Annotated in this window: 23 protein-coding genes; 9 read left to right on the top strand and 14 right to left on the bottom strand. The window is 53.4% G+C overall.

The window, feature by feature from the left end:
* Positions 1-109: 109 nt before the first annotated feature.
* The 9 genes from CHH75_RS10430 to leuC form a co-directional block, all read right to left on the bottom strand.
* The gene (locus CHH75_RS10430) at positions 110-391 is read right to left on the bottom strand and encodes an NAD/NADP transhydrogenase alpha subunit (protein ID WP_095263580.1); all 282 of its coding nucleotides are present in this window, start codon (positions 389-391) and stop codon (positions 110-112) included.
* 27 nt (positions 392-418) lie between these two features.
* Positions 419-1105 carry an endonuclease III gene (gene nth, locus CHH75_RS10425; RefSeq protein WP_095263579.1) on the bottom strand — a complete coding sequence of 229 codons (687 nt, stop codon included), beginning with the start codon at positions 1103-1105 and terminating at the stop codon, positions 419-421.
* 85 nt (positions 1106-1190) lie between these two features.
* Positions 1191-3902 carry an S-layer homology domain-containing protein gene (locus tag CHH75_RS10420; RefSeq protein ID WP_095398088.1) on the bottom strand — a complete coding sequence of 904 codons (2712 nt, stop codon included), beginning with the start codon at positions 3900-3902 and terminating at the stop codon, positions 1191-1193.
* Between the two features lie 78 nt (positions 3903-3980).
* Positions 3981-4544, bottom strand: coding sequence for a GerMN domain-containing protein (locus CHH75_RS10415; protein WP_095398108.1), 564 nt, complete (start codon positions 4542-4544; stop codon positions 3981-3983).
* Between the two features lie 51 nt (positions 4545-4595).
* On the bottom strand, positions 4596-5981 hold the full coding sequence (locus tag CHH75_RS10410; RefSeq protein ID WP_095398087.1) for an N-acetylmuramoyl-L-alanine amidase family protein: 1386 nt from the start codon (positions 5979-5981) through the stop codon (positions 4596-4598).
* Positions 5982-6221: 240 nt separating this feature from the next.
* Positions 6222-6905, bottom strand: a complete 684-nt coding sequence (locus tag CHH75_RS10405) for a GerMN domain-containing protein (RefSeq protein WP_095398086.1) — start codon at positions 6903-6905, stop codon at positions 6222-6224.
* A 40-nt stretch (positions 6906-6945) separates the two neighbouring features.
* Positions 6946-8382: an N-acetylmuramoyl-L-alanine amidase family protein gene (locus tag CHH75_RS10400; RefSeq protein WP_095398085.1), complete on the bottom strand. Its 1437-nt coding sequence runs from the start codon at positions 8380-8382 to the stop codon at positions 6946-6948.
* Positions 8383-8622: 240 nt separating this feature from the next.
* Positions 8623-9225, bottom strand: a complete 603-nt coding sequence (leuD, locus tag CHH75_RS10395) for a 3-isopropylmalate dehydratase small subunit (protein ID WP_095398084.1) — start codon at positions 9223-9225, stop codon at positions 8623-8625.
* Positions 9226-9244: 19 nt separating this feature from the next.
* Positions 9245-10669, bottom strand: a complete 1425-nt coding sequence (gene leuC, locus CHH75_RS10390) for a 3-isopropylmalate dehydratase large subunit (RefSeq protein ID WP_176475519.1) — start codon at positions 10667-10669, stop codon at positions 9245-9247.
* Positions 10670-10875: 206 nt separating this feature from the next.
* On the opposite strand from leuC, the gene CHH75_RS10385 reads away from it, so the two are divergent.
* Positions 10876-11817, top strand: coding sequence for a LysR family transcriptional regulator (locus CHH75_RS10385; protein ID WP_095263572.1), 942 nt, complete (start codon positions 10876-10878; stop codon positions 11815-11817).
* Between the two features lie 133 nt (positions 11818-11950).
* Here CHH75_RS10385 and CHH75_RS10380 read toward each other — a convergent pair whose 3' ends face one another.
* On the bottom strand, positions 11951-12139 hold the full coding sequence (locus CHH75_RS10380; protein WP_095263571.1) for a hypothetical protein: 189 nt from the start codon (positions 12137-12139) through the stop codon (positions 11951-11953).
* 84 nt (positions 12140-12223) lie between these two features.
* Positions 12224-13033 carry a carbon-nitrogen family hydrolase gene (locus CHH75_RS10375; protein ID WP_095398083.1) on the bottom strand — a complete coding sequence of 270 codons (810 nt, stop codon included), beginning with the start codon at positions 13031-13033 and terminating at the stop codon, positions 12224-12226.
* Positions 13034-13340: 307 nt separating this feature from the next.
* Here CHH75_RS10375 and CHH75_RS10370 point away from each other — a divergent pair, with 307 nt between their 5' ends.
* From CHH75_RS10370 to CHH75_RS10335, 8 genes are all read left to right on the top strand, one after another.
* A complete protein-coding gene (locus tag CHH75_RS10370; RefSeq protein ID WP_095263569.1) occupies positions 13341-14531 on the top strand; it encodes a pyridoxal phosphate-dependent aminotransferase in 1191 nt (396 codons plus the stop codon).
* A gap of 349 nt (positions 14532-14880) precedes the next feature.
* A complete protein-coding gene (proB, locus tag CHH75_RS10365; RefSeq protein ID WP_095398082.1) occupies positions 14881-15984 on the top strand; it encodes a glutamate 5-kinase in 1104 nt (367 codons plus the stop codon).
* Between the two features lie 56 nt (positions 15985-16040).
* Positions 16041-17288: a glutamate-5-semialdehyde dehydrogenase gene (locus tag CHH75_RS10360; RefSeq protein ID WP_095398081.1), complete on the top strand. Its 1248-nt coding sequence runs from the start codon at positions 16041-16043 to the stop codon at positions 17286-17288.
* Between the two features lie 30 nt (positions 17289-17318).
* Positions 17319-18188 (top strand): pyrroline-5-carboxylate reductase, encoded by an 870-nt coding sequence (gene proC, locus CHH75_RS10355; protein ID WP_095398080.1) that lies wholly within the window; start codon positions 17319-17321, stop codon positions 18186-18188.
* Positions 18185-19399, top strand: a complete 1215-nt coding sequence (locus CHH75_RS10350; RefSeq protein ID WP_095398079.1) for a 2,3-diketo-5-methylthiopentyl-1-phosphate enolase — start codon at positions 18185-18187, stop codon at positions 19397-19399. Before proC ends, CHH75_RS10350 begins: the two co-directional genes overlap by 4 nt.
* The gene (locus tag CHH75_RS10345; RefSeq protein ID WP_095263564.1) at positions 19396-20073 is read left to right on the top strand and encodes a 2-hydroxy-3-keto-5-methylthiopentenyl-1-phosphate phosphatase; all 678 of its coding nucleotides are present in this window, start codon (positions 19396-19398) and stop codon (positions 20071-20073) included. The genes CHH75_RS10350 and CHH75_RS10345 overlap by 4 nt, the downstream gene beginning before the upstream one ends.
* Positions 20074-20739, top strand: coding sequence for a methylthioribulose 1-phosphate dehydratase (locus CHH75_RS10340; protein WP_095263563.1), 666 nt, complete (start codon positions 20074-20076; stop codon positions 20737-20739).
* A gap of 174 nt (positions 20740-20913) precedes the next feature.
* Complete coding sequence (locus tag CHH75_RS10335; protein WP_095263562.1) at positions 20914-21207, top strand: SdpI family protein; 294 nt, start codon at positions 20914-20916, stop codon at positions 21205-21207.
* Positions 21208-21244: 37 nt separating this feature from the next.
* Here CHH75_RS10335 and CHH75_RS10330 read toward each other — a convergent pair whose 3' ends face one another.
* The 3 genes from CHH75_RS10330 to CHH75_RS10320 are packed head-to-tail and all read right to left on the bottom strand — an operon-like array spanning position 21245 to position 23359.
* Positions 21245-22384: a hypothetical protein gene (locus CHH75_RS10330; RefSeq protein ID WP_230875561.1), complete on the bottom strand. Its 1140-nt coding sequence runs from the start codon at positions 22382-22384 to the stop codon at positions 21245-21247.
* Between the two features lie 25 nt (positions 22385-22409).
* Positions 22410-22871, bottom strand: a complete 462-nt coding sequence (locus tag CHH75_RS10325) for a hypothetical protein (protein WP_095263561.1) — start codon at positions 22869-22871, stop codon at positions 22410-22412.
* On the bottom strand, positions 22868-23359 hold the full coding sequence (locus CHH75_RS10320; protein ID WP_230875583.1) for an RNA polymerase sigma factor: 492 nt from the start codon (positions 23357-23359) through the stop codon (positions 22868-22870). The genes CHH75_RS10325 and CHH75_RS10320 overlap by 4 nt, the downstream gene beginning before the upstream one ends.
* Positions 23360-23516 lie beyond the last annotated feature (157 nt).

The following is a 23516-nucleotide window of genomic DNA, read 5'->3' as shown; positions in this document are numbered from 1 at the left end:
CTTCCAGCTTTAAATGATGCGGGCGGCTTATGGAGCTGCCTATCTTGATCTTTGCACCGCCATAGATGGCATAGCGCTCCGGATCCCGCTTCGGCACCCGCGGCTTTCATTAAGAGAGCAAGCTGCTCTCTTCGGTTGGAATCAGAATTTCAAATACGGAGCCATGCTGCAAAATGGTCAGGCCCCGGGACTTGTCCTTCATGACAACCACTTCCGGTTTTTGAACCATGCGCTCCAAATAATGCTCAGGCGCGTCCCCGGAGTGAGTGAATGTCACACCTTCGACTTCCTGTTCTTCGTTCTCACTCAGCTTGCTTTGGCTCTCCACTACAAATTCAAAAATATCCGAAAACAAAGCAAAATTATCCGTATAAACCGAGATGCATTTCATGAATTTATCCCATCCTCTTTTTCTTGTCTATTTCTGGCCAGCTTTAGGCTGTTCCTTATTCTTCCTGACTGCCCCTGTTTTCATACGTTTCTTGCCTTCGCGGCAAACATCGAGCAGCGGGCATACCTGGCACAAAGGATTTTGGGCTTTGCAGTGATATCTGCCAAAGAATATGAGACGGTGGTGCGTGATCGTCCATTCTTCACGCGGCACGCGCTTCATCAGCTTCTTCTCCACTTCCAGCACGCTGTCCTTCCAGGCAGCAAGTCCAAGGCGTTTGGAAACACGCTCTACATGGGTATCGACAGCGATCGCGGGCACGCCGAAGGCGTTAGAGACGACGACGTTGGCTGTTTTTCGTCCGACGCCAGGAAGCTTGACCAACTCGTCATGGGCTTCCGGCACCTCACCACCGTACTGTTCTATGAGAAGTCTGCACAGATTCTGAATATGCTTTGCTTTGTTTCGATACAACCCGATGCGCCGAATATCCTGCTCCAGCTCTTCGATTGGTACGGAAATATAGTCCATGGGCGTTTTATATTTCTGAAACAGATCCTTTGTCACTTTATTGACCGTCTCGTCCGTGCACTGCGCAGACAACAACACTGCAATCGTCAGCTCAAACGCATTGCTGTGGTTTAATTCGCAATGTGCATCGGGAAACATCGTTTCGATGGTATCCAGTATATGCCGTACGGTGGCCGCATTCATATCCATTCCCTCCCGCAAAAAAAAGTCTTGATGCGAAAAATCCCCGCATCAAGACGGTGTTTCTCGTGTAATCCCCAATGATCGCTTACTGTTTCACAATCTCAACCACAACACCGTGGTTCAGGTACAGTACAATATTATCATTATCTTGCAGGGATTGCACGGACAAAGTCGTGTCACCTTGATGAACAAATACTTTGTCAGCATAAGGGAAGCGATACTGGTCATTCACTGATCTGCGCTTTACATGCAGTTCGGCGTTGTCCAAACGCCAGAACGAGCGCTCCAGCTTGTCCATGACATGGATGATGGTTACGCCTTGAATGTCCTTGCGAATTTCAACCCGGTCCCCAGGGGACAGCGTGCTGAGATTCGGAGCTGTCGAGCCGTTTCTCGTTACTCTGACACCTGCGCTAACGTTGACGCTTTGGCTCACGCCCGAATAATCCTTCACCATCAGGTTCGTGCCGGAAGCGTCAAGGGCGGTCACCTCGCCGAGCGTCAGCTTGACTTCAGCAATTCGAACGGCCGTCGTGCCCTGGAGATCTACATTCACCAGCGTGCCCGGACGCAGATCGGCAAGCACAATCGCTTGTCCGCTTTCGCCGACCAAGGTAGCTTTATCGGTGAAAATATCGCTCGTCGTTCCGTTAGCTTTGACGCGCATCCGGTTCTTGGATGGCTCGGTAAAGACCACTTCGAATTGAGCGGAGGAATTGAGCTTCAAGCTGTGCAGGTAATCCTGATTAACCGACAGCTGCGCGGTTACGGAATCCCCTACGCGGACATCCGACAGCGTCGCATTGGACTTGCCGAACAGTTCCACCAACAGATTGTTGTTGTATGGGATCTCCTCCACTTTTCCTCCCGCTGTCAATATGGAAATGACCCGGTTCCCGGTATGGATGGCGCTGATCGTGCCTTCTACCTTGTACACAACCTCGAGCGACAAGGCCCGGGTTCCGACCAGCGTCACGCTGACTTTGCGTCCTGCGCCAAGCAGCGGCTCGACGCGGTCCAGCGTTGTGCCCATGCTTGATTCCAGCTTCGTTTTGTCATCAAGGATGATCACCCGCGGCTGGTTGTTCGTATCGCGCACGGTCAGCCAGCGCGTCTTGGCGTCATAGCTCACAATCGTAGCCGCATCCAGCTGTTCCATCTGACGACCCGTCACTTCAATCTTCGTTACCTGCTCTTCGCCGTCAATGGTCAGAATAACCTGATCGCCGGATACATCATCTGCAAGCAAATCGGAAAGCGCAGGATTTACAACCCCGCTCAGTACAATCTCTGGCTTGTTCGCCAAAAACTTCGTTTCCAGCTGCGTGCTGCCATTGCGCTTGTACGTGATGGTTCTCCCGTTCGCTTCCACCGAATAGAGCATTCCTTGTACGGTGCGATCTACGTTCTGCGTCACTTCAACCGATTGCAGGATGCTGTTCTGAACGGAATAATTGACAGCAGAACCGGCCTTCAGCTCAGCAGGTGACAGAAGCTGGTTTTGGTAACGGAGCACGGTCGCATCGTCCCATTTGAAGGTTTCTTCATAACCGGTGCTGTCCTTGAGGGTCATCGTTTTGTTGACCGTATCCACGCTCTGAAGAACACCTGAAGCCGTTTTGTTGACCAGCCCGCTTTTTACCCGAATCGAAACAATTCGCTTCTGCGGACTGAACGTTTCACGCTCAATCACGAGTAGGCTGCCCTCCACCAGTGCACTCGCCTCAATCTGACGGCCGTTCTGGTCGAGGAAAATCGTATTGGCATCATATGTCAGCTCTTCGAATGTGTTGTTCACATCGAGCCAGATAACATAGTTCGGCGACAGACGGGCATACGTGCGCTCCAGGCGCTCGACATGCTCGGTCTGATCCGTAATTTCCACATAAGCGGCCGTACCGTTGCTTTCAACAACGATCGCCTTCGTATATGGCTTCACATCGGCAAGCGAAATTCTTGCCTCCGAATCGGAAGTAAAATATGGGGTTGCCCCGTTAAGCTTGTACGTATTTACCTTGCCGTCTACATAGAGCTGCAGGCTTTCGTTGTCCACAGACATAATGACGCCTTCATGCTGATTGGCGTAATTGGTGTCGATGTAGGCTTGCGCACGGCTCAGGAATGTAGCCAGTTGAGCGCGTGTCACCGCCCCTTGGGGATCAAATCGGTTGCCGTTCACACCCTGGGTCAGTCCAAGGTCTATCGCAACCTTGACAAACCCGAGCCGATCCGGAGAAATTTGGGCGTTGTCTGCAAAGCTTGTCGCCTGATTGCCGGCTGCTTCCGCATCCGCCGTCCGTCCAATCGACCGGATCAGCACCTCGGTGATCCATTCCCGGGTCGCTTTTTTAGCTCCCCAGATCTGTTGGCTGTCCGCTTGAGATGCTTCCTTCTCGCTGTCCAGCAAATTGCGCTGCAGCGCCAAAGCTACATACGGTTTAAAGTATGTATTCGTTTCGATGTTTGTCGGTAATGTCGCAGCCCCGCTGCTTAATTGATCCTGCATGCTTAAAAAACGGATCGCCATCGTAACGGCTTCCTCCTGCGTCACCGGATCATTCGGGCGAAACTTGCCGTTATTCCCGGTTACGATTCCCTGTGCCGCAAGCTTGTAAATATACTTTTCTCCCCAGTAACCTGTATTTACATCGCTAAAACCGCTCGCTACCGATTGGGTAGCGGCGACTGTGGTTTCGTCTGCGGAAACGACGGAGGCTCCTCCAAACGCCAACAGTCCGGCCATGACGGCGGAGACCACTTTCTTGGAATGAACATGCTTGCTGTGTCTAAGTACCATTTTCTTTCCCCTCTCATAACTACTGCTTCATCATTTACTAATATTCGACAGCAATTTGTGATCTCCTTCTCCGTTTCATCACCGAGTCATTGGATATTCCAAAGTCACATGACCCATCAGCGATTCTGCCTGTTGTCCGTCGATGAGAATCTGAATCGCGTTCACTTCTTCAAATTGGAAGAACGTATTCTTCAAAGCGTCGATGGCAAAGGCTTCGCCCCCGGCCCCAAGGTTGGCTTCCGCCGGAATATGCACGTCCAGCGTCAAGGTCCCGTCTGCTAAAGCGACGGAATTCAAATCAATCTTCTCCCAAAGCGGAATCAGTTCCTCGCTCTCGCTCGTTTGCAACGCTTCATAGGCAGCCTTATACTTCTCCTCTGGCGTTTCATACGAAATTTCGGCCACACCTTCCCGAAGCTCCATCAGATCGGGATCGGTATAATATGCCTTAATGCTCTCGCTCTGAACCTCCGGCTGCACAGCTCCGTTATCGCCACCAGCCCCCTGGCCTGTCTGTCCGCCCGGTGCGGGCTCGTTATGCCCCGGCGCGCTGCCCGGCTCAGTTCCGTTATTTTGACCACAGCCTGCGCCAAGAAGCATGACAGCTGCCAGAAAACCTGCTGACCATATTTTTTTGTTCAACATTCTTTCACCTCCCGGTTACTCTTCTTCTCACTTACCATCATGATGATCCTAGTTCACCTGCAGATAGTTTTTGAGGCCTCTTACGATGGCCGCTGCAACCCGATCCTGTGTCGCCGGGTCAAACAGCTTGCTCTCATCGTTACTGTTGCTCAAAAAGCCAACTTCAAGCAGCGCTCCCGGCATGTTCGTCTCGCGAATGACATGGAAGTTACCATACTTCACTCCGCGGTCACGAAGGCCGATCGCTTGCACAATTTCCTTATGCAGAGCATTGGCAAGCGCCTTGTCGGACTCATGATAGTAGTACGTCTCGGTGCCGCTGGCGGAGGAAGGTCCGCTGTTGGTATGAATCGATATAAATACATCCGCCTTCAGATCATTTGCGATTTTAGCGCGCTCTCTCAGTTCGAGGAAGGTATCGGTGCTTCTTGTCATCACGACATCAATGTTCGGCTCCTGCTGCAGCAGCCGCTGGACTTTCAGAGCCATCTGCAGATTGAAATCCTTCTCTCTTTTCCCTGTGACTCCGATCGCGCCAGGATCCTGATCGCCGTGACCGGCATCGATCACTACCAGCTTCTTCCCGCCCGTTCCCGGGTTCGGCGCTGAAGCTGTATTCAGATCGACAGTAAGAATGCCCGATCCGTTCTCAAGACCTGAAACGGTATAATTTTTCGCATAATTAAGATCCACCACGATTCGAACCGTCATCGGATTTTCGTTAAACAACGAATATCGTACCGACTTGACGTCCGGATAACCGCTGACCGTAAATTGCCCGCTTTGGCTGACACTGTTGAAATTGTTGTTGCTGCCAAAGCCATCCGAAAATCGGGTGTTTGTCAGATCAATGACGATACGGTCAGGGTTGCTTAGCGTGGACACGTTCGCTCTCGCATTGCCGGATACGGCAACCATCAGCTTGTTTTCGTTGAAGCTCAAGCCGTCTACGGTTGCTGCTGTCCCGGAACCATTCCCGCTTCCTGGAGCTTCGCCGCCGCTGCCAGTGGATTGAAGATAAACCGCCTTCTGCTGATTATCCCATCTCACCTGAAGTCCCATCTGCTCACTGACGAAGCGAAGCGGGACCAGCGTCGTTCCTCCGCGGAGGACAGGCGCTTTTGTCATCTGGACGCGCTGCCCGTCGATCGTCGCATACGAGCTTCCGATCACCATGCTCACGTTTTTCACGCTGTTTTGGACAGTGACCGTTTGCGTAGCCTTCGTCCAGGACACACGGAATCCGAGCTGTTCGGACACCACCCGAATCGGAACCATGACCGTACCGTTCTGATTCTCAACCACCACGCCAGATGATAGATTCAGCTCCTGACCATCCAGATAAATCTTTGCACTGTACGAACTTGCATCCGCCATTCTAGGAAACGCAATCATCATGACAACTAGAAACAATAAAAAACCAACCTTCTTCATCCTTCACCCCTACCATCCTAAAATTTTGCCATTGATTGGCGTTTCAGACTCGGCCTGTCCGACATTACCTGACAACGATTTAGACGCACCTACACCTTAAAAGTTGCGGGAAACTTGCCGTTTTACGACAAAAAAATCCTACTCTCATAACGAGAATAGGACTTTAGATTTATATATTTTCTTCCATTTTGAGTTCGAAGTCTCATTTCATGTGCCGAGCAAAAACGAAAGAGATGAACGTTAAGGATTTCGCTTCATCGGATGCTCAAGCTCCACATGTCCCATTAACGACTCAACTTTCTCTCCTTCAAGCAACAACTCAATCGCCTGCACCTCTTCAAACTGGAAGAAGGTCTGCTGTAGTGCGTCGAGAGCGAACATTTCCCCGCCGGCTCCCAGATTAGCTTCCGCCGGCTTGCTGATGTCAATCGTCAATTCACCGCCGTCTAAACCGATCGACCGAAGCGTAATGGCTTCAGACCAAAGCGGCTTCAAGTCGGCGTCATCGCTCTGTTGCAGCGCCTCAAACGTCTTCTTGTATTTATCCTGTTCGTCGGTGTACGTGATTTCACGACTGGACTGCTTCACGTCCAGCATCTCAGGATCTGTATAGTAGAGCGTAACATTCGCTTTATGGCTGTCTGCTGTCGTCGAAGTCACGTCTTCACTCCCCGTTTCCGGTGAATTATCCCCGCCGGCTCCACTATTGACATTCGTCGCACTGGTATCCGGGCTGTTCTGCTCCGATGGTTCATTTGTATCGTTCGGCGTTTCCGGCTGCTCCTGCGACTCCTCCGGCAGCATGGCCGCCGTCTCCTGGCTTGGCTCCGTTTCGCTCGGGGCCGCTGCCGGCTTCTCACCGCAGCCTGCGCTGAATACCAGCAACAGTGCAAGCATTCCCGTCATCCAATATTTTTTGTTCATTGTGTGTGTCCCCCTCTCAGATCAGCTTGATGCTTCCCGTCTATCGTATGCCAAGATATTCTTTAATACCCTCCACAATCCCTTGTGCAACACGATTCTGGAAATCTTCTCGTAACAGCTGGGCTTCATCACCCTGGTTGGTCATAAAACCAATCTCGAGCAGGACGGCAGGCATCTTCGTCTCCCGAGTGACAAGGATATTCTGGTATTTCACACCTCGATCCCGCAAGCCTGTAGCCTGCATAAGATGCTTGTGCATTACGCTCGCGAGCAGCTTGCTTTCATCCCGGGTATATAGGGTTTCGGTACCGTTAGCACTGCTGGCAGTGCTGCCGTTGCCGTGAATGGACACAAAGATATCAGCTTTCACATTGTTGGCAAGTTGCGCGCGTTCCTTCAGCGTGGGATACGAATCATCGCTTCGGCTCATGACGAGATGAATGTCCTTCTCCTCTTCCAGTAACGCTGAAACCTTAAGGGCTACCGCTAGGTTAAAGTCGCTTTCCTTAACCCCTGAGACGCTGGTTACCCCCGGGTCGGTACCGCCATGTCCAGGATCTATCACAACCGTTTTCTTGCCATCGCCTACCGGAGGAAGTGCCGGCAGTGTGCCTCCCGAATCCTCAGCTGCGTTAAGGTCAATGATGATAAATCCGGAATCATCATTGATCACAGTATAATTTTTAGCGGTGGTCAGGTCAATGACGATCCGCAAGGTGGACGGGTTGTCGCTGAACATCGCATACCGGACTTTTGCCACATCCGGATTGTCCGTTACGATCAGTTCACCGCTTCTCTTGCTGTCGCTGAAGCCGTGCTCAGCCATGAACCGCTCGGAGAAATTCGTTTGTGGCAAATCAATGACAATCCGCTCCGGCGCATTCATCCGGAACACGCTTGGCGCAATCTTTCCTTCGGTTTCAAGCATCAGCCTGTTGTCCGCAAATGTCATCCCGGTGAGCGTTACCCCTGCCTGACTGCCGCCTGCTGGCGGCTGGGCTGTCCCGGTGCCCGCATCCGAGCCAGGCACTGTCTCCGCTCCCGTGTCCGGCGAAATCAGATATACCGCCTTCGCCTGGTTGTCCCATTTGACATCAAGTCCCATCTGCTCACTGACAAACCGCAGCGGCACGTAAGTGGTCTGCTTGTCGAGCATTGGCGGAATCGCCAGTTCAACAACAGCCCCATTGATCTCGGCCTGATGCTGATTGAGCGTCATCTTCACGAGTGTATCGGCATTCTCAACGGTAACCGACTGCTCGGCCTTGTTCCATTTCACGTTAAAGCCAAGGTTTTCGGACACAATCCGGATCGGGATCATAACCGTCCCCTTCTGATTTACGACTTGAACATCCGAGGTCAGGCTCAGTGGCTCCCCGTCCAAAAAAATGTGTGCGTTGGCAGCATCTGCCGCCACAGGCTTCGGTACAGTCAGCAAAAATACGAACAACATTAGTAGAAATCCCAGCTTTTTCATGAATCCTCCTCGACCATCCCATGTATAGATTGTTACCGCAAAATATGTACATCAGCTTCTGTCATGCCGTGACAGACTCCGACAACAAAACCGAAATCAGCCTATCGTCTTCCTCTTTCCGAGGATATGTTTTGCATATTTATACCATCATACCAAAAAAAACTTCCATTTCCTACACAGGAAACGGAAGTTTTATAATCTTGTAATTTTTAATAGGAAACCACTCGAATGATGGCAAGTTTATCCGAACAGGCGTTCCGCATGTTTCTTCTCATAAGCATCAATTGAGTCCGCATGCTGGAGTGTCAAGCCGATGTCATCCAGCCCTTGCAGCAGAAACTGGCGGCGATGCTCATCCAGATCGAAATCATAGCGCAGCCCTTGGTTGTCCGTGATTGTTTTGTTCTCCAGATCCACATTGAGCTGGTAACCAACATTTGCTTCCGTCCGCTTGAACAACTCATCCACCTGCTCCTCGGAGAGCTTGATCGGAAGAATGCCGTTCTTGAAACAGTTGTTATAGAAGATGTCGGCAAACGACGGCGCAATGATGACGCGGAACCCGTAGTCCAAAATGGCCCATGGCGCATGCTCGCGTGAGGAGCCGCAACCGAAGTTAGCTCGGGAAATCAGAACGGAGGACCCTTCGTATCTCGACTGATTGAGCGAGAAGCTCTCAATCGTGCCGCCCTGCTCGTCAAAACGCCATTCGTAGAACAAAAACTGTCCGAAGCCTGTGCGCTCAATGCGCTTCAAAAATTGCTTAGGTATGATGGCATCTGTATCTACATTCACCCGGTCAACGGGTGCAACAATTCCGGTTAATTTCGTAAATGCTTGCATATGCTTTCTCCTCCGTCCTTTAGCTCACAACTTCTTCGGCAATAAAGTTCCAGTCACGCACATCGACAAATCTTCCTTGGATGGCAGCTGCCGCAGCCATCGCAGGCGATACGAGATGCGTTCTGCCGCCGCGTCCTTGGCGTCCCTCGAAGTTCCGGTTCGATGTAGAAGCGCAGCGTTGTCCAGGCTGGAGAACGTCAGGGTTCATCGCAAGGCACATGCTGCATCCGGCCTCACGCCATTCAAAGCCCGCTTCGATGAAGATCTTGTCGAGCCCTTCCTTCTCGGCCTGAATCTTCACACGGCCAGAGCCCGGCACAACGATCGCCGTTACCTTATCAGACACTTTATGACCTTTCGCTACCGCCGCAGCTGCGCGAAGATCCTCAATCCGTCCGTTCGTGCAGGAGCCGATGAAGACATAATCAATCGGAATTTCCGACATCGGAGTTCCCGGCTCAAGTCCCATATACTCCAGCGCCTTTTCGGCAGCTTTGCGCTCGTTCTCGGTTGCAAAATCAGCCGGATTCGGCACGCTAGAAGTAATGTCTGTGCCCATGCCCGGGCTCGTGCCCCAGGTCACTTGAGGAATCAGTGTCTCAACGTCAAATTCAACCACCTTGTCAAATTCCGCGCCTTCATCGGTAACGAGCTTCTTCCATTCCGCCACAGCGGCATCGAAAGCCTCGCCTTGCGGCACATACTGACGTCCACGCAAATATTCAAACGTCGTCTCGTCCGGAGCGATCATCCCTGCTCTTGCTCCGCCTTCGATCGACATGTTACATACAGTCATGCGCTCTTCCATCGACAGCTCGCGGATGGCTTCGCCTGTATATTCGATAACATAACCGGTAGCAAAGTCTGTGCCGTACTTGGCGATAACGCCGAGGATCATATCCTTCGCGGTAACGCCAGGCTTGCGCTTCCCGACAAAGCGAACCTCCATCGTCTTCGCCTTGGCCTGCTGCAGACATTGCGTCGCGAGCACATGCTCAACCTCGCTCGTTCCGATCCCGAACGCAAGCGCTCCGAATGCGCCATGCGTGGAGGTGTGGCTGTCGCCGCATACAATCGTCTTGCCCGGGTGCGTGAGTCCAAGCTCAGGCCCCATAACATGGACAACCCCCTGGTCGATCGTGTCCAGGTCGAATAGCGTTACGCCAAAGTCCTGACAGTTCTTCGTCAGCGTATCGATCTGCTGCTTCGAAATCGGGTCGGTAATGTTAAAGCGATCCTTGGTCGGCACATTGTGGTCCATCGTAGCAAACGTCAGCTCCGGACGGCGCACCTTGCGGCCGCTTAGACGCAAACCTTCAAACGCCTGCGGCGAAGTAACCTCATGCACCAGATGCAAGTCGATGTACAGAATGCTCGGCTTGCCTTCTTCCTGATGAATGACATGATTATCCCAGATTTTCTCGAACATTGTCTTTTTACTCATCAATATCACCCCATTGTTCTTTACGTCCATAAACAGGCTCCAATACGTTCATGAGAGATGCGATTCTGGTGCTCTGACTGCTCCAGCAGTCATTGTAACGAATCAGCATCTTTACGATGATAGTAATATAACATTTCCTTCTTCATTGTTCCAAGATATAATAACTATAGATGTAATAGGATTCAGCTATAACGGAGTGATACGATATGGAATTAAGACAATTGCAATATACGCTGCAGATCGCAGCTGACAAGAACTTTTCGCGCGCCGCAGAGAAGCTTCATATCGCCCAGCCTTCCCTGAGCCAGCAGCTGTCGAAACTGGAGAAGGAGCTCGGTGTACGGCTGTTTCAGCGCAATACGAGCACAGTCGAGCTGACGCATGCAGGCGCAAGCTTTGTCGAGCATGCGCAGAAAATTATGGATGCAGTGGAGCAGCTGAAGCAGGAAATGTCGGATATTTCCCAGCTTCGTAAAGGAAAAGTGGTGGTCGGAAGCATGCCGATTACCGGCTCTCACCTGCTGCCGCGCGTCCTCCCGGCATTCAAACAAAGTTATCCCGATATCGAAATTACGCTGCTTGAGGATTCGTCCATGAATCTGGAGAAGCTGACGGCCAGCGGAAAGGCAGATCTCAGCCTGCTGGCGCTGCCGCTGTCCGAGCCTTCGCTGTCCTGGGTGCCGATCGGCGAGGAAATGATCGATCTGGCCGTGCCGCCGCAGCATCCGCTTGCGGAACGGGCAGCCGCTGACCCGGTTCGGCCCATTACGATTGACGAGATCCGGAATGAAGCGTTTGTGGTGCTCAAAAAAGGGCAGGGCTTCCGGAAGCTGACGTTTGATATATGTCGGGATGCCGGTTTTGAACCGAACGTCGTATTTGAGAGCAACAACATCGAGACGCTCCAGTCTCTCGTCGCTACCGGCATGGGGATCACGCTGGTGCCACGCTTTATCGCCCGGGCCAAGCGCAGCGAGTTCATTCCGGTGTATCTCCCGCTTGCGGAGCCGTCGCCGAGCCGGACGCTGGTTGTCGCCTATCGGAACGGAAGATACTTGTCGAAGGCAGCCGAAGCTTTTATTGATACATTCAAGCAGGTGCTCGACAAGCTGGTCGTGGAAGACATCCAGGATCCGCCCCGCATGTAATCCATACCTATACAAACCGAAAGGCAGGCCCCAATAATCGCAATCGATTTTTGGGACCTGCCTTTTAAATTCAGCTATATTTATGGTGTGCAGCACCAGGCTGCCCTTCTACAAGCCGATCCCGGCCGGATCATTATTTGCGCAGATTATGCTGGTCAATCAGCCGGTTCTGTTCATCCGCAGTGCGCGACTGCTCTTGAATGGCGGCATCGTCCTGGTTGTTCCCGCCGCCCGCTGCTTCCTCAACAAAGCTGCGAAACTGTTCCTTCTGCTGTTCTTTCTTCTCGATTTCACGGCTGCCTGTCGGGTTGTTGTCTGCCATTCTCCATACCTCCTCTCGAGCGGATTATCCATAGTATACCCGCCCTGCCAGAGATAGAAACTGAAGATATGACCGACCGCCAAGCTAGAAGTATAGCCGGGGACGCCGGTCCTCGAATACCGGGATGCGCTGTCTCACTTCTCCCGGCAGCGCGCGGTCGAGCTTGCCGGTCAGAATCATCTCTTCCTCGCCGCCCTCGGCAACGATCTCTCCCCACGGATCGATGATCATGGAATGACCGAAGAAGTCCGTATCGCCGCTCGTTCCGACGCGATTGCAGGCCACAACGTACATCTGGTTCTCAATCGCCCGGGCCATGAGCAGCGTGCGCCAATGATGTAGGCGCGGATGCGGCCATTGAGCCGGTACGAACAGCACCTGTGCCCCTGCCAGCGCAAGCGTGCGCGACAGCTCCGGAAAGCGGATATCATAACAGATGGAAGCTCCGGCGGTGATGCCTTCCAGCTCGAAGCTGACGACCTGCTCTCCCGCCTGAAGATGCTTCTCTTCGTCCATTAGCCGAAACAGATGGATTTTCGAGTATTTCGCCAGCTGCTCCCCATTCCGGCCAAACACATACATGCTGTTATAAATCTGTCCGCCGATATTCTCCGCAATCGAGCCGCCGACAACCTGAATGCCGTGGCTACGGGCAAATGCGGACAACTGCTCCGGCAGGCGGCGCCCTTCCGGATCGGCAATATCCCGGATGCGATCAAGCGCGTACCCTGTGTTCCACATTTCCGGAAGCACGATGACATCCGGCTTCTCCTCTGCCGATGCCGCCTTCTCCATCAGGTCCAGCATGCGCTTCAAATTGGCGTCCGGATCACCGAGCTCCACATAAGCCTGAACCACAGCGATATTCATTTCCGATTTCACTTGTTCTCCCATCACGTTTCCTCCTGCCGTATATGCTAACCTTTGAGCACGAAAGAGCCATATCCGGACAACCTTCGCGCGAATAAGTATTCGGATCATGAAAATGAAAAGCCATGCTGTTATCATAGCCTTCAGCGCAGCCCGACTGCAAGAGCCGATCCCTATTCCCTCTATACAGCCCTGATAAATCGTGATAAATTATTTCTAATTGCTTGCTATTGTGCACAAATCACTTTGTGCGATGTCTGATTTCTTACTTCTTGTTTGTACTGTATTTGTAACGTATGTGTATTTCGATAACCGGAGTGATGAAGAAACAATGAGCCAACATTTGAATCCTTTTACGATAGAACCCGCCGAGCTGATGTCTCAGCTGCCGACCCAGTTTTTTGCGACGCTGGTAGCCAACGTCAACCGTCAGATCGCCCAGGGGCATGATGTCATTAATTTGGGCCAGGGGAACCCGGATCAGCCGACCCCCGCTCACATTGTCGACAGTTTGAAGGAAGCTGCCGGGCAGCCGCAGTTTCATAAATATTCGCCCTTTACCGGCTTTTCCTTCCTGAAGGAAGCGATTGCCACCCGCTACAAAGCTGATTACAACGTCGATCTTGATCCAGAAACCGAGGTCGCGATTCTGTTCGGCGGAAAGACAGGCCTGGTTCAGCTGCCACAGGTGCTGCTCAATCCCGGCGATGTGTGCCTCGTACCCGATCCGGGCTATCCGGATTACTGGTCAGGCGTAGCGCTTGCCCGGGCTGAGATGAAATTCATGCCGCTAACCGCTCAGAACGGCTTTCTGCCTGATTATGATGCGATTACCCCAGCGGATCGCGACAAGGCGAAGCTGATGTTTCTTAATTATCCGAACAATCCGACATCCGCGACGGCGCCGCTGTCTTTTTACGAAGATACCGTTGCGTTTGCAGCCAAGCACGGCATCGTGGTGGCCAGTGATTTTGCATACGGTGCGATCGGGTTTGACGGCAGCCGTCCGGTCAGCTTCCTGCAAGCGGAAGGAGCCAAGGAGGTCGGCGTGGAATTTTATACGCTGTCCAAAACGTACAATATGGCTGGATGGCGTGTCGGTTTTGCGCTCGGCAATGCGAAGATCATATCGCTGATCAATGCGCTTCAGGACCACATCTATGTCAGCCTGTTTGGAGGCATCCAGGCAGCGGCCGCAACGGCGCTCACCTCCTCCCAGCAGTGTGTGGAGGATCTGGTGTCCCGGTACCAGTCCCGGCGGGATGCGTTCTATGACGCTTTGGCGGACATCGGCTGGCAGGCCGACAAGCCGAAGGGCTCCTTCTTCTGCTGGCTGCCTGTGCCGAAGGGGTACACCTCCGTCTCCTTTGCCGATCTGCTGCTGGAAGAAGCCAAGGTAGCGGTTGCGCCAGGCGTCGGATTCGGCACCCACGGCGAAGGCTATGTCCGCATCGGCCTGCTCAGCGACGAGCAGCGTTTGCGTGAGGCTGTGCACAGAATTCGCGCTTTGAACCTGTTCTAGTCAGGCTTTTTCCTTTTGAAAAATAAAGTACAGTGTGGTATTCTGGCATTAACGAAACACATACTTGATGAAACGCGTTGAAGGGACCAGTAAGAGAGCCAGGCGCGATTATAGAGAGCGGATTCCATGGGCTGAAAGAATCTGCCGCGACCCCTTTCCGAATCCTACCCCCGAGCGGCCTGCGTGCAGCAGGACAGTTCCCTGCTGTTACAAGGATCAAGCCGGGTGAGCTGTGCTCATCAATAAAGGTGGTACCGCGGAAGCACAAACTTTCGTCCTTTGCATAAGGACGGAAGTTTTTTTGTATTCAATTCGGAGAAATGACAATACGTGTAAGGAAGTGATTGCGATGCGCCCACGCATCGTCGTAAAGATTGGAAGCAGTTCGCTTACGAGCAGCGAAGGCGGACTTAACATGGAAGCGGTCGGCTTTTATGCCGGCGAGCTGGCGTCGCTGCGATCCGCCGGCTATGATGTGCTGCTGGTCACATCCGGAGCCGTCGCTGCCGGATTTCGAAAGATTGGCTATGCCTCAAGGCCGCGCCAGCTGCATGAGAAGCAAGCGGCGGCAGCTGTCGGGCAGGCGCTGCTTATGCGAGCTTACCAGAACGCCTTTGCCGGGCACGGCCTTACGTCTGCCCAGATCCTGCTGACCCGGACCGACTTTGCCAGCCGCAAGCGGATGAACAACGCCAGCATGACCATTGACGAGCTGCTCAAGCAAGGGGTCATCCCTGTTATTAACGAGAACGACACCGTCTCCATTGACGAGCTTAAATTCGGAGACAATGATACGTTGTCCGCCCTGGTTGCCAATCTTGTCCGGGCACAGCAGCTGCTCATCCTGACCGATATGGACGGTTTGTATACAGCCGACCCGCGTAAATCGGCAGATGCGAAGCGGCTGGATGAAATCGAGGAAATCACCGCCGAAATTTACAGCGCGGCAGGCGGCGCCGGATCGAGCGTTGGTACAGGCGGCATGCGCTCCAAAATCGATGCCGCCAAAATCGCCACCCGCGGCGGCGTACCCGTATTCATCGGGCAGGTCAAGGAGGAAGGCGATTTGCTCAAGGCGCTGGAACACCGGGGCAAGGGCACCTATTTTGCCACCCAGCTCGCCTCCCTTCCCGTGAAGAAGCAATGGCTGGGCTTTACGTCCTCGCCGCTGGGTCAGATTATCGTTGACGCAGGTGCCGAGAAGGCGCTGCTGCATGGCGGGCACAGCCTGCTTCCTGTCGGAGTGAAGCGGGTGGAAGGACATTTTCATGCCGGAGATGTGGTGGAAGTGCGGAATGCGCACGATGAATGCATTGGGCGCGGAATCGTCAATTATGATGAGGAGCAGCTTCAAGCTGTACTCGGACTGCCAACCGGCGAGGTCGTTGCCAAGCTGGGCGAAGTTCACAGGCTGGAAGTGATTCACCGCGACGAATGGATTACCCTGAAATAGATACGATCATGCTTGCTATAGAATTTCTAATATCAATCTGTCAGGAGGAATGAATCATGAGTGAGGTATACAACAAAGCACAGCTGGCCAAAAGCGTAACCGGGCAGCTCGCTAAACGGAGCACCGCCCAGAAGAACGAGGCGCTGCTCGCGATGGCCGATGCGCTCGTTCGGCAAGCCGAGGACATCATTGCCGCGAATGCGGAAGACCTTCTCCGCGGGAAAGAACTGGGCACCTCTTCTTCCCTGCTGGATCGCCTCGCACTGAATGAGGCTCGCATCGAAGGCATCGCCGAAGGATTAAGACAGATTGCAGCCCTTCCGGACCCGGTCGGTGACACGCTGGAGCAATTCGAGCGTCCGAACGGGCTGAGCATCGTCAAAAAACGCGTGCCTATCGGCCTGATCGGCATCATCTATGAGGCGCGTCCGAACGTCACGGTCGATGCCGCAGGTCTGTGCCTCAAGACAGGCAACGCCGTCGTCCTGCGCGGCGGCTCCGCGGCGCTGTCCTCCAATCGCAAAATCATCGAGGTGCTGCACCAGGCCATGGAGCAAACGGCGCTGCCAAAAGAGGCGCTTCAGCTCGTGGAGGACCCGGACCGTGCGTCAGTCGACGAAATGCTGAAGATGAACGGCGTGCTGGATGTCATCATCCCTCGGGGTGGCAGCTCGCTCATCCAGAACGTCGTGATGAATGCCACCGTGCCGGTTATCGAAACCGGGGCAGGCATTTGCCATACTTACATCGACGAAACGGCCCGCCCCGACATGGCCGGCGCCATCGCACTGAACGCCAAAGTGCAGCGCCCATCGGTCTGCAACTCGATGGAAACGATGATCGTCCACCGCGCATATGCAGAGGCGCATCTGGCGGAGCTGGCAGAACAGTTCCGCAGCCGCAATGTCGAGCTCCGCGGCTGTGAGCGAACGCTGCATTACATCCCTTGGGCGGTGAAAGCCACGGCCGAGGATTATGCGACGGAGTATAACGATTATATTTTGAACGTGAAGATCGTCAATGATCTAGATGAGGCTATCGACCATATTACAACATACGGTACGAAACATTCGGAATGCATCGTGACTGAGACGCCGGAACATGCGGAGCGCTTCCTCGAGGAAGTGGACGCCGCAGCCGTCTATCACAATGCGTCCACCCGCTTCACCGACGGATTTGAATTCGGATTTGGCGCCGAAATCGGCATCAGCACCCAGAAGCTGCATGCACGGGGTCCTATGGGACTTCCCGCGCTTACTTCCACCAAATATGTTATTATCGGTAGTGGCCAAATACGCAATTAAATCTAACCATCCATGAAGGAGGAAACAACCATGTGCCAATCCCCGCAGAACCGGCCTTTAATAGATGACACCATCACCTTCTACGGCGCCGGCTCCATGGCTGAGGCGATCGTTCGCGGCCTCGTCAGCCGTGCCGTCGTGCTTCCCGAGAAGGTGTTCATGCTGAACCGGAGCAATGCGAGCCGACTGAACGAGCTGAGCGACCGTTACGGTATTCAATTCGCAACAGATGAAGCTGAAAAAACAAACATATTGAGCCGTTCATCCGTCATCGTACTGGCAATGAAACCGAAGGACGCCGCCAAGGCAATCAAAGATCTCGGCCCTCTGCTGTCCCCTGACCAGCTGATCATCTCTGTCATCGCGGGACTGTCCATCCAGACGATTCAGAGCTTGCTGGGGCGGCCGCAGCCGGTGGCCCGCACGATGCCGAATACATCAACGTCCATCGGCCTTGGTTCCACAGGCATTTCCTTCTCTAAAGGGATGGCTGAGGAACAACGCCAGCTTGTGCTGAACCTATTCGAAGCGGTCGGCAGCGTCACCATTATTGAAGAAGAGAAAATGGACATTCTGACCGGAATTTCCGGAAGCGGACCTGCCTACTTCTATTACATGATGGAGGCGATGACCGCAGCCGGCATCCGCGGCGGACTGACCCCCGAGCAGAGCAGCGAGCTGACGCTGCAAACGATTCTCGGAGCGGCGCGCATGGTGCAGCAGACTGGCGAAGATCCTTCCGCATTGCGGGCCAAGATCACCTCGCCTAACGGCTCCACCCAAGCCGCGCTCGAGACACTGGACAAAGGAGATTTCTTTGAAACGGTCATTGCGGCCGTACATCGCTGCGCAGAGCGCTCCAAGGAGATGGGCACGCTGCTGAAGGAGCAATTGTCATGAGTCAATGTATCGCAACGTATCGAATTTATGACGACCAGGCGGATTTTCACAAAAAAGCGACGTCGATTGCGGTCGGCATGACCGTCGGCAGCTGGACCGAGCTGCCCCAGGCGAAACGGGACGCCATGCAGAAGCATCTGGGCGAAGTGGTCTCCGTAGAGGTCCATGAAGGCTGGGAGCCGGGCAGCCGCTATGCGGACGTCCGCATCGGATATCCGGACATCAATTTCAGCCGGGATATCCCTGCCCTGCTGGTGACGGTCTTTGGCAAAATCTCGATGGACGGGCGCATCAAGCTGACCAGGCTGGAGCTGTCCCCCGAGTTCATGAGCGGATTTCCAGGACCGAAGTTCGGCATCGACGGCATCCGTGACCTGCTCGGTGTGCACAACCGTCCGCTGCTGATGAGCATCTTCAAGTCGGTCATCGGCCTGAACGCCGATGAGCTGAGAGATCAGTTCATTCGCCAAGCGCTTGGCGGCGTGGATCTGATCAAGGACGATGAAATTCTGTTCGAGAACGAGCTTACACCGATTGAAAAAAGGGTCAAGCTGTGCATCGAAGCTGCCCGAGAAACCGAGCAGACAACCGGCAGAAAGCTGCTGTATGCCGCGAACCTGACCGGCAGAACGTCCGGGCTGCGCGAGCGCGCCCTGCGGGCCATCGATGCAGGCGCGAACGCGCTCTTGTTCAATGTGCTGGCCTATGGATATGACGTCCTGCACGAGCTCGCCTCCGATCCGGACATTCAAGTGCCGATCATGGCACATCCGTCGATGGCGGGCGCCTTCTACCAAGCGCAGCATTACGGGATCGCTGCCCCGGTTCTGCTCGGTCAGCTGATGCGGATCGCCGGCGCGGATCTGGTGCTCTTCCCATCTCCTTACGGATCTGTAACGATGCCGCGTGAAGAGAATCTCGCCATCCGCAACGAGCTGCACAGTGCCAAGCTGGACGTCAAGCGCAGCATGCCTGTGCCTTCGGCGGGCATTCACCCGGGGCTTGTGCCGCGGATCCTTCGCGACTTCGGCAGCGATGTCGTCGTGAACGCAGGCGGAGGCATCCACGGACATCCGATGGGCACCGAGGCAGGTGGACGAGCTTTCGTTCAAGCGATTGATGCCGCAATGAAGTCCATCCCTCTGACCGAGTATGCCGAGCAGCATCAGGAGCTGAAAGCCGCACTCGACATCTGGGGAGGAGAAGTATGACATCAGGAAGAAAACCGGTCGTCTTTTGCGACTTTGACGGAACCATTACGAACAACGACAATATCGTGGCCATTATGAAGCATTTCAAGCCTGAAGGCTATGAGCCGATTATGAAGGATACGGTAGAACGGAGGATTTCGATCCGCGAGGGCGTGGGCCGCATGTTTGCCCTCTTCCCTTCGTCCATGAAGGAAGAAATCACAAGCTTTGTGCTGGAGAATGCAGGCATTCGGGAAGGCTTTGCAGCATTTCTCGATTATTTGAAATCCGAACAGATTGAATTTTATGTCACAAGCGGCGGCATCGACTTCTTTGTCGATCCTCTGCTGAAGCCCTTTGGCATCCCGGCAGATCATATTTATTGCAACGGTTCGAACTTCGATAGTGAGCGCATCGAGATTACGTGGCCTCATCCGTGCAAGGGGTCTTGCCATAACGATTGCGGCATGTGCAAGGTGACCGTGATGGACCAGTTCCCGACCGAGCAGTATTACCGGATTCTGATTGGGGACAGCCTCACCGATTTCGAAGGCGCCAAACAAGCCGATCTGGTGTATTCCCGCTCCACGCTTACTGAACAGTGCAAGAAGCTTGGCGTGTTTCATGTGCCTTTCGAAACATTTACCGACATTCAGAACGACATGAGAAACAAGTTTAAACAGGAGGTGCTGTAAGTGGCATTTTCAGATATCCGGCTTGAACAGAAACAGGCTGCCCTGCAGGATCTTAAGGGGATTAAGGAACTGTTCGCTTCGCGAAACTGGTTCCCCGGCACCAGCGGCAATCTGTCGGTCCGCGTGGGTGATTTCAACCCGGAACAGTTTTATTTTGCCGTGACAGCCAGTGGAAAGGATAAGTCGGTACATACGCCTGAAGATTATCTCTTCGTGGATCAGAACGGGGTGCCGTGTGAAGCAACCGGTTTAAAACCGAGTGCCGAAACGTTAATTCACTGTGAGATTTATCGCAAAACAGGGTGCGGCGCCATCTTCCATGTGCACACCATCGATAACAATCTGATCAGCGACTGGTATGGTGAACAAGGGTATGTCCCTGCCCAGGGAATCGAGCTGATCAAAGCGTTTAACATTTGGGAGGAGGATGCGGCGATTCGCATTCCGATCCTGCCGAACTATGCGGAAATCCCGCGCATTGCCGAACTTGTACCGGATGCGATCGACCCGGCAGTGCCCGGCATTTTGCTGCGCAACCACGGCATTTATGCCTGGGGCAACAACGCGTTCGAAGCAAAGAAACATCTGGAGGCGTTTGAGTTTATATTCGAATACTCCTACCGTCGTCTGCTTTTGAATGCCGCCCGCCTGCACAGCGCGCAATAAACACAGAATCAGATGAAGAGGCAGGGACCCGCGCATATCGTATTTAAGGGTGAACATGAGTGAGGGAGTGACTTGGCCAAGCTGCAAGCTTACCTTGACAGCTCCCTTCCAGTGTGACGTCATTGCAGCCAAGACGGTACCGTTCCCAGCCGAAATGATGAAAGAGGTGTTCTTTTGGATCCAAGTTTATCGCTCGGAATCATCTTTCTTCTATACGGGGCTCTGATGGTGGTGATCCCGCCCAAAACCCATAAAAACTTCTATGCCTACAAAACGGCAGCTTCACTGAAAAATCCGCGAAACTTTAAAGTGGCGAACCGACTGGTGGGCCTTCTTCTTCTCATCAGCGGAGCTGTGCTGCTTGCTCTGGCTCTTGTAACCAGAAGCTTCTTGGTTACTGCGATCATTGCTGCGGTGGCATATATCGTCATTTATACGCTTGTTGAGATAAGACTAAAAAACCTGTAAACGACTTTTCGCGTTTACAGGTTTTTATCTTGTTTAATCACTTGCCCAATTCCCTGCCGGATTCAAAAGACGGCGGCTCCGGTGCAAGCGGCTCAGGCGGCATAACCTTCTGCCTGCTCCCGGTCATCAGCTTGATACCTCCACCAATCAGGATAGCCGCGACAATCCCCGTTTTCAGGTAGGTGCGGGCCTGGTAGTCCAGGTGCCAGTCAGGAAGAAGCGTATGGATCAGCGGCAATACCATCGTCGAGAATACGAAATAAATGCCGAGGGTGATCAGCCCGATACCCAGCCAGCGCCGCTGCGCTTCCCCCCCTTTAATAAGCGGGCGGTCCTCCAGCGGCTCCCTGCCATATCGGCTCGCTTGCTGGAGGCCGTCGAACAGGGCATAACACCAGATGAGCGGAATCAGGAACAAAAACAAGGATAACCGGAACTCATCCAATATATAAATGCTGCCCAAAAACAGAATCATGAGCTGCATGCCTCGCTGCTGCAGGCCAAGATACATCTGTCCCGCTCCGGGAAACACCGACAACAGAGTCGCAAACATCTTGCTTCTTCGTCCGTGCTCACGACCGATCTCCAATTCCTCGAACAAGCTGCGATCAAACAGCAGCTCTCCCTCATGCTTGCGATTAACCAGCTTCACCACATCAAACATGCAATACAGCCAAATGATCGGCAGCACGCCTAAAAACATCAGAAAGGCCGACTCATTCGTAAAGACCGAAATAAACACCAGAAATGTGCCCAGCCCGAAAAAGGCAATCAGAAATGACAGTCCACGCTGCATTAAGCCTAGCTGAAAGTGACCAAGACCAGGGATGAAAGAAAGCAGAATCGTATAGAATCGCTCGGTCTCTTCTCTAACGTCCCCGCGCGTCTGCATCGGGCGGCCGTATTCATCGTATACCGTGGCCATCCGGGGCTCGCGGAGCAGCGCAATAAACAGGTCCAGCATGCTGATCCCCCAGAAAAATACCGCAGCGAGTACACCGAGCACAAACAGCCCTTCAGACGCTGTCATGACGCCCAGGACAAATCCTCCGCAGAGGCTGCCGAAGAACAGCAGCGGATACAGCAAGGAGCGAACCCTTCGTCCCCAATAGTAATGTCCGAGACCGGGGAGCATATTCAACACAAGCGCAACCATTTTGCTTCGCGGTGTTGTCATGTTAACATCATCCTCTCACGTAAATCTATCTGGTCAAGAGCTGGTCAATCCAGCCCGTCGTTGTATCCACCCATCGCTCGCTGTAGGAAGGCATCGTGGAATCGGCAGCAGGCACAAGGCCATCCTCGGCTGGAAGAAGCCGCTCATATGCGCCCGAGAACATAAACAGCATTGTGATGGAAGCTGCGATGGTATAATGGAACAGCGGCCGCTCATACCATCGTTTCGGCCTGTCCTTATCGGACTCCGGCACCGCTGACCGGTAAGGCACGATCTTCTCATGCGCAATCAGCCGCTCGGCAAATTGATCGGGCGCTTCCAGTGTCGGCAGCTCCGCTTCGATATCAGCCAGCGCCTCCATATAGAGCGCAAGAGCCGAATCGTCCGAAGTAATGCAAGCTTCAAACCAGGCGGCTTCATCATCCGAGACTTCGCCCCGAATATATGCCTCCGCCACACTTCTGAGCTGGTGATGAGGCTGTTTCATCTCCATTCCTCCTTCTTCCATCGTTTGCGAATCCATTGCCTTGCACGGTACAGCTTGGATTCCACTGTTTTGACCGTGGTGTTCAGTTCGGCGGCAATCTGCTCATAATTTTTCTCATCCAGATAAAAAGCCGTTACCACTTCCCTGTGGTTATCAGGGAGAACACCCAACTTATTCTGAAGTTCTTCCCTCTTCTCCTTGCGAATCAGGAGGGCAACCACATCCTCATCTTGGGAAGGCAGCTTGTCCAGCTCCTGCATACCTTCGGCTGCCTGCTCATGCACCTTGCGGGACAGCTTGCGCTTGATATCGATCGCCTTGTTTAAGGTAATGCGGGTGATCCAGGTTTTAAATCCTTCAGACCGGTATTGGGGGAGAGCCCGGTACACTTGAAGAAACACTTCCTGTGATGCATCCTCCGCTTCCTTGACATCCCGCAGCACCGAGTATGCCGTATGAAACACATGTTGGCTGTACTGTTCAACCAGCTCGCGAAAAGCCTCCTGATCGCCCTGGAGGATGCGTGTGACTAATTGTTCTGCTTCAATGGCTCTCCCCTCCTTCCCATAAGCAATAGACGCGATTAGGGTGGACTACCCCTGCACTTTTTGATAAAAAAATAAAAAAGCGCCCCATAGAGACGCT

The sequence above is a fragment of the Paenibacillus sp. 7541 genome (genome assembly GCF_002276395.1).
Lineage (GTDB): Bacteria > Bacillota > Bacilli > Paenibacillales > Paenibacillaceae > Paenibacillus_AQ > Paenibacillus_AQ campinasensis.
This window is presented reverse-complemented; position numbering and strand designations above follow the sequence as displayed.

What these genes read in the sequence shown, in the direction of transcription:
- leuD (WP_095398084.1), bottom strand. Translation starts at nt 9,225, where the DNA reads ATGCAAGCATTTACGAAATTAACCGGAATTGTTGCACCCGTTGACCGG.
- leuC (WP_176475519.1), bottom strand. Translation starts at nt 10,669, where the DNA reads ATGAGTAAAAAGACAATGTTCGAGAAAATCTGGGATAATCATGTCATT.
- proC (WP_095398080.1), top strand. Translation starts at nt 17,319, where the DNA reads ATGTGCCAATCCCCGCAGAACCGGCCTTTAATAGATGACACCATCACC.
- nth (WP_095263579.1), bottom strand. Translation starts at nt 1,105, where the DNA reads ATGAATGCGGCCACCGTACGGCATATACTGGATACCATCGAAACGATG.
- CHH75_RS10330 (WP_230875561.1), bottom strand. Translation starts at nt 22,384, where the DNA reads ATGACAACACCGCGAAGCAAAATGGTTGCGCTTGTGTTGAATATGCTC.
- CHH75_RS10420 (WP_095398088.1), bottom strand. Translation starts at nt 3,902, where the DNA reads ATGGTACTTAGACACAGCAAGCATGTTCATTCCAAGAAAGTGGTCTCC.
- CHH75_RS10375 (WP_095398083.1), bottom strand. Translation starts at nt 13,033, where the DNA reads ATGGGAGAACAAGTGAAATCGGAAATGAATATCGCTGTGGTTCAGGCT.
- CHH75_RS10370 (WP_095263569.1), top strand. Translation starts at nt 13,341, where the DNA reads ATGAGCCAACATTTGAATCCTTTTACGATAGAACCCGCCGAGCTGATG.
- proB (WP_095398082.1), top strand. Translation starts at nt 14,881, where the DNA reads ATGCGCCCACGCATCGTCGTAAAGATTGGAAGCAGTTCGCTTACGAGC.
- CHH75_RS10410 (WP_095398087.1), bottom strand. Translation starts at nt 5,981, where the DNA reads ATGAAGAAGGTTGGTTTTTTATTGTTTCTAGTTGTCATGATGATTGCG.
- CHH75_RS10325 (WP_095263561.1), bottom strand. Translation starts at nt 22,871, where the DNA reads ATGAAACAGCCTCATCACCAGCTCAGAAGTGTGGCGGAGGCATATATT.
- CHH75_RS10400 (WP_095398085.1), bottom strand. Translation starts at nt 8,382, where the DNA reads ATGAAAAAGCTGGGATTTCTACTAATGTTGTTCGTATTTTTGCTGACT.
- CHH75_RS10350 (WP_095398079.1), top strand. Translation starts at nt 18,185, where the DNA reads ATGAGTCAATGTATCGCAACGTATCGAATTTATGACGACCAGGCGGAT.
- CHH75_RS10360 (WP_095398081.1), top strand. Translation starts at nt 16,041, where the DNA reads ATGAGTGAGGTATACAACAAAGCACAGCTGGCCAAAAGCGTAACCGGG.
- CHH75_RS10385 (WP_095263572.1), top strand. Translation starts at nt 10,876, where the DNA reads ATGGAATTAAGACAATTGCAATATACGCTGCAGATCGCAGCTGACAAG.
- CHH75_RS10380 (WP_095263571.1), bottom strand. Translation starts at nt 12,139, where the DNA reads ATGGCAGACAACAACCCGACAGGCAGCCGTGAAATCGAGAAGAAAGAA.
- CHH75_RS10345 (WP_095263564.1), top strand. Translation starts at nt 19,396, where the DNA reads ATGACATCAGGAAGAAAACCGGTCGTCTTTTGCGACTTTGACGGAACC.
- CHH75_RS10405 (WP_095398086.1), bottom strand. Translation starts at nt 6,905, where the DNA reads ATGAACAAAAAATATTGGATGACGGGAATGCTTGCACTGTTGCTGGTA.
- CHH75_RS10430 (WP_095263580.1), bottom strand. Translation starts at nt 391, where the DNA reads ATGAAATGCATCTCGGTTTATACGGATAATTTTGCTTTGTTTTCGGAT.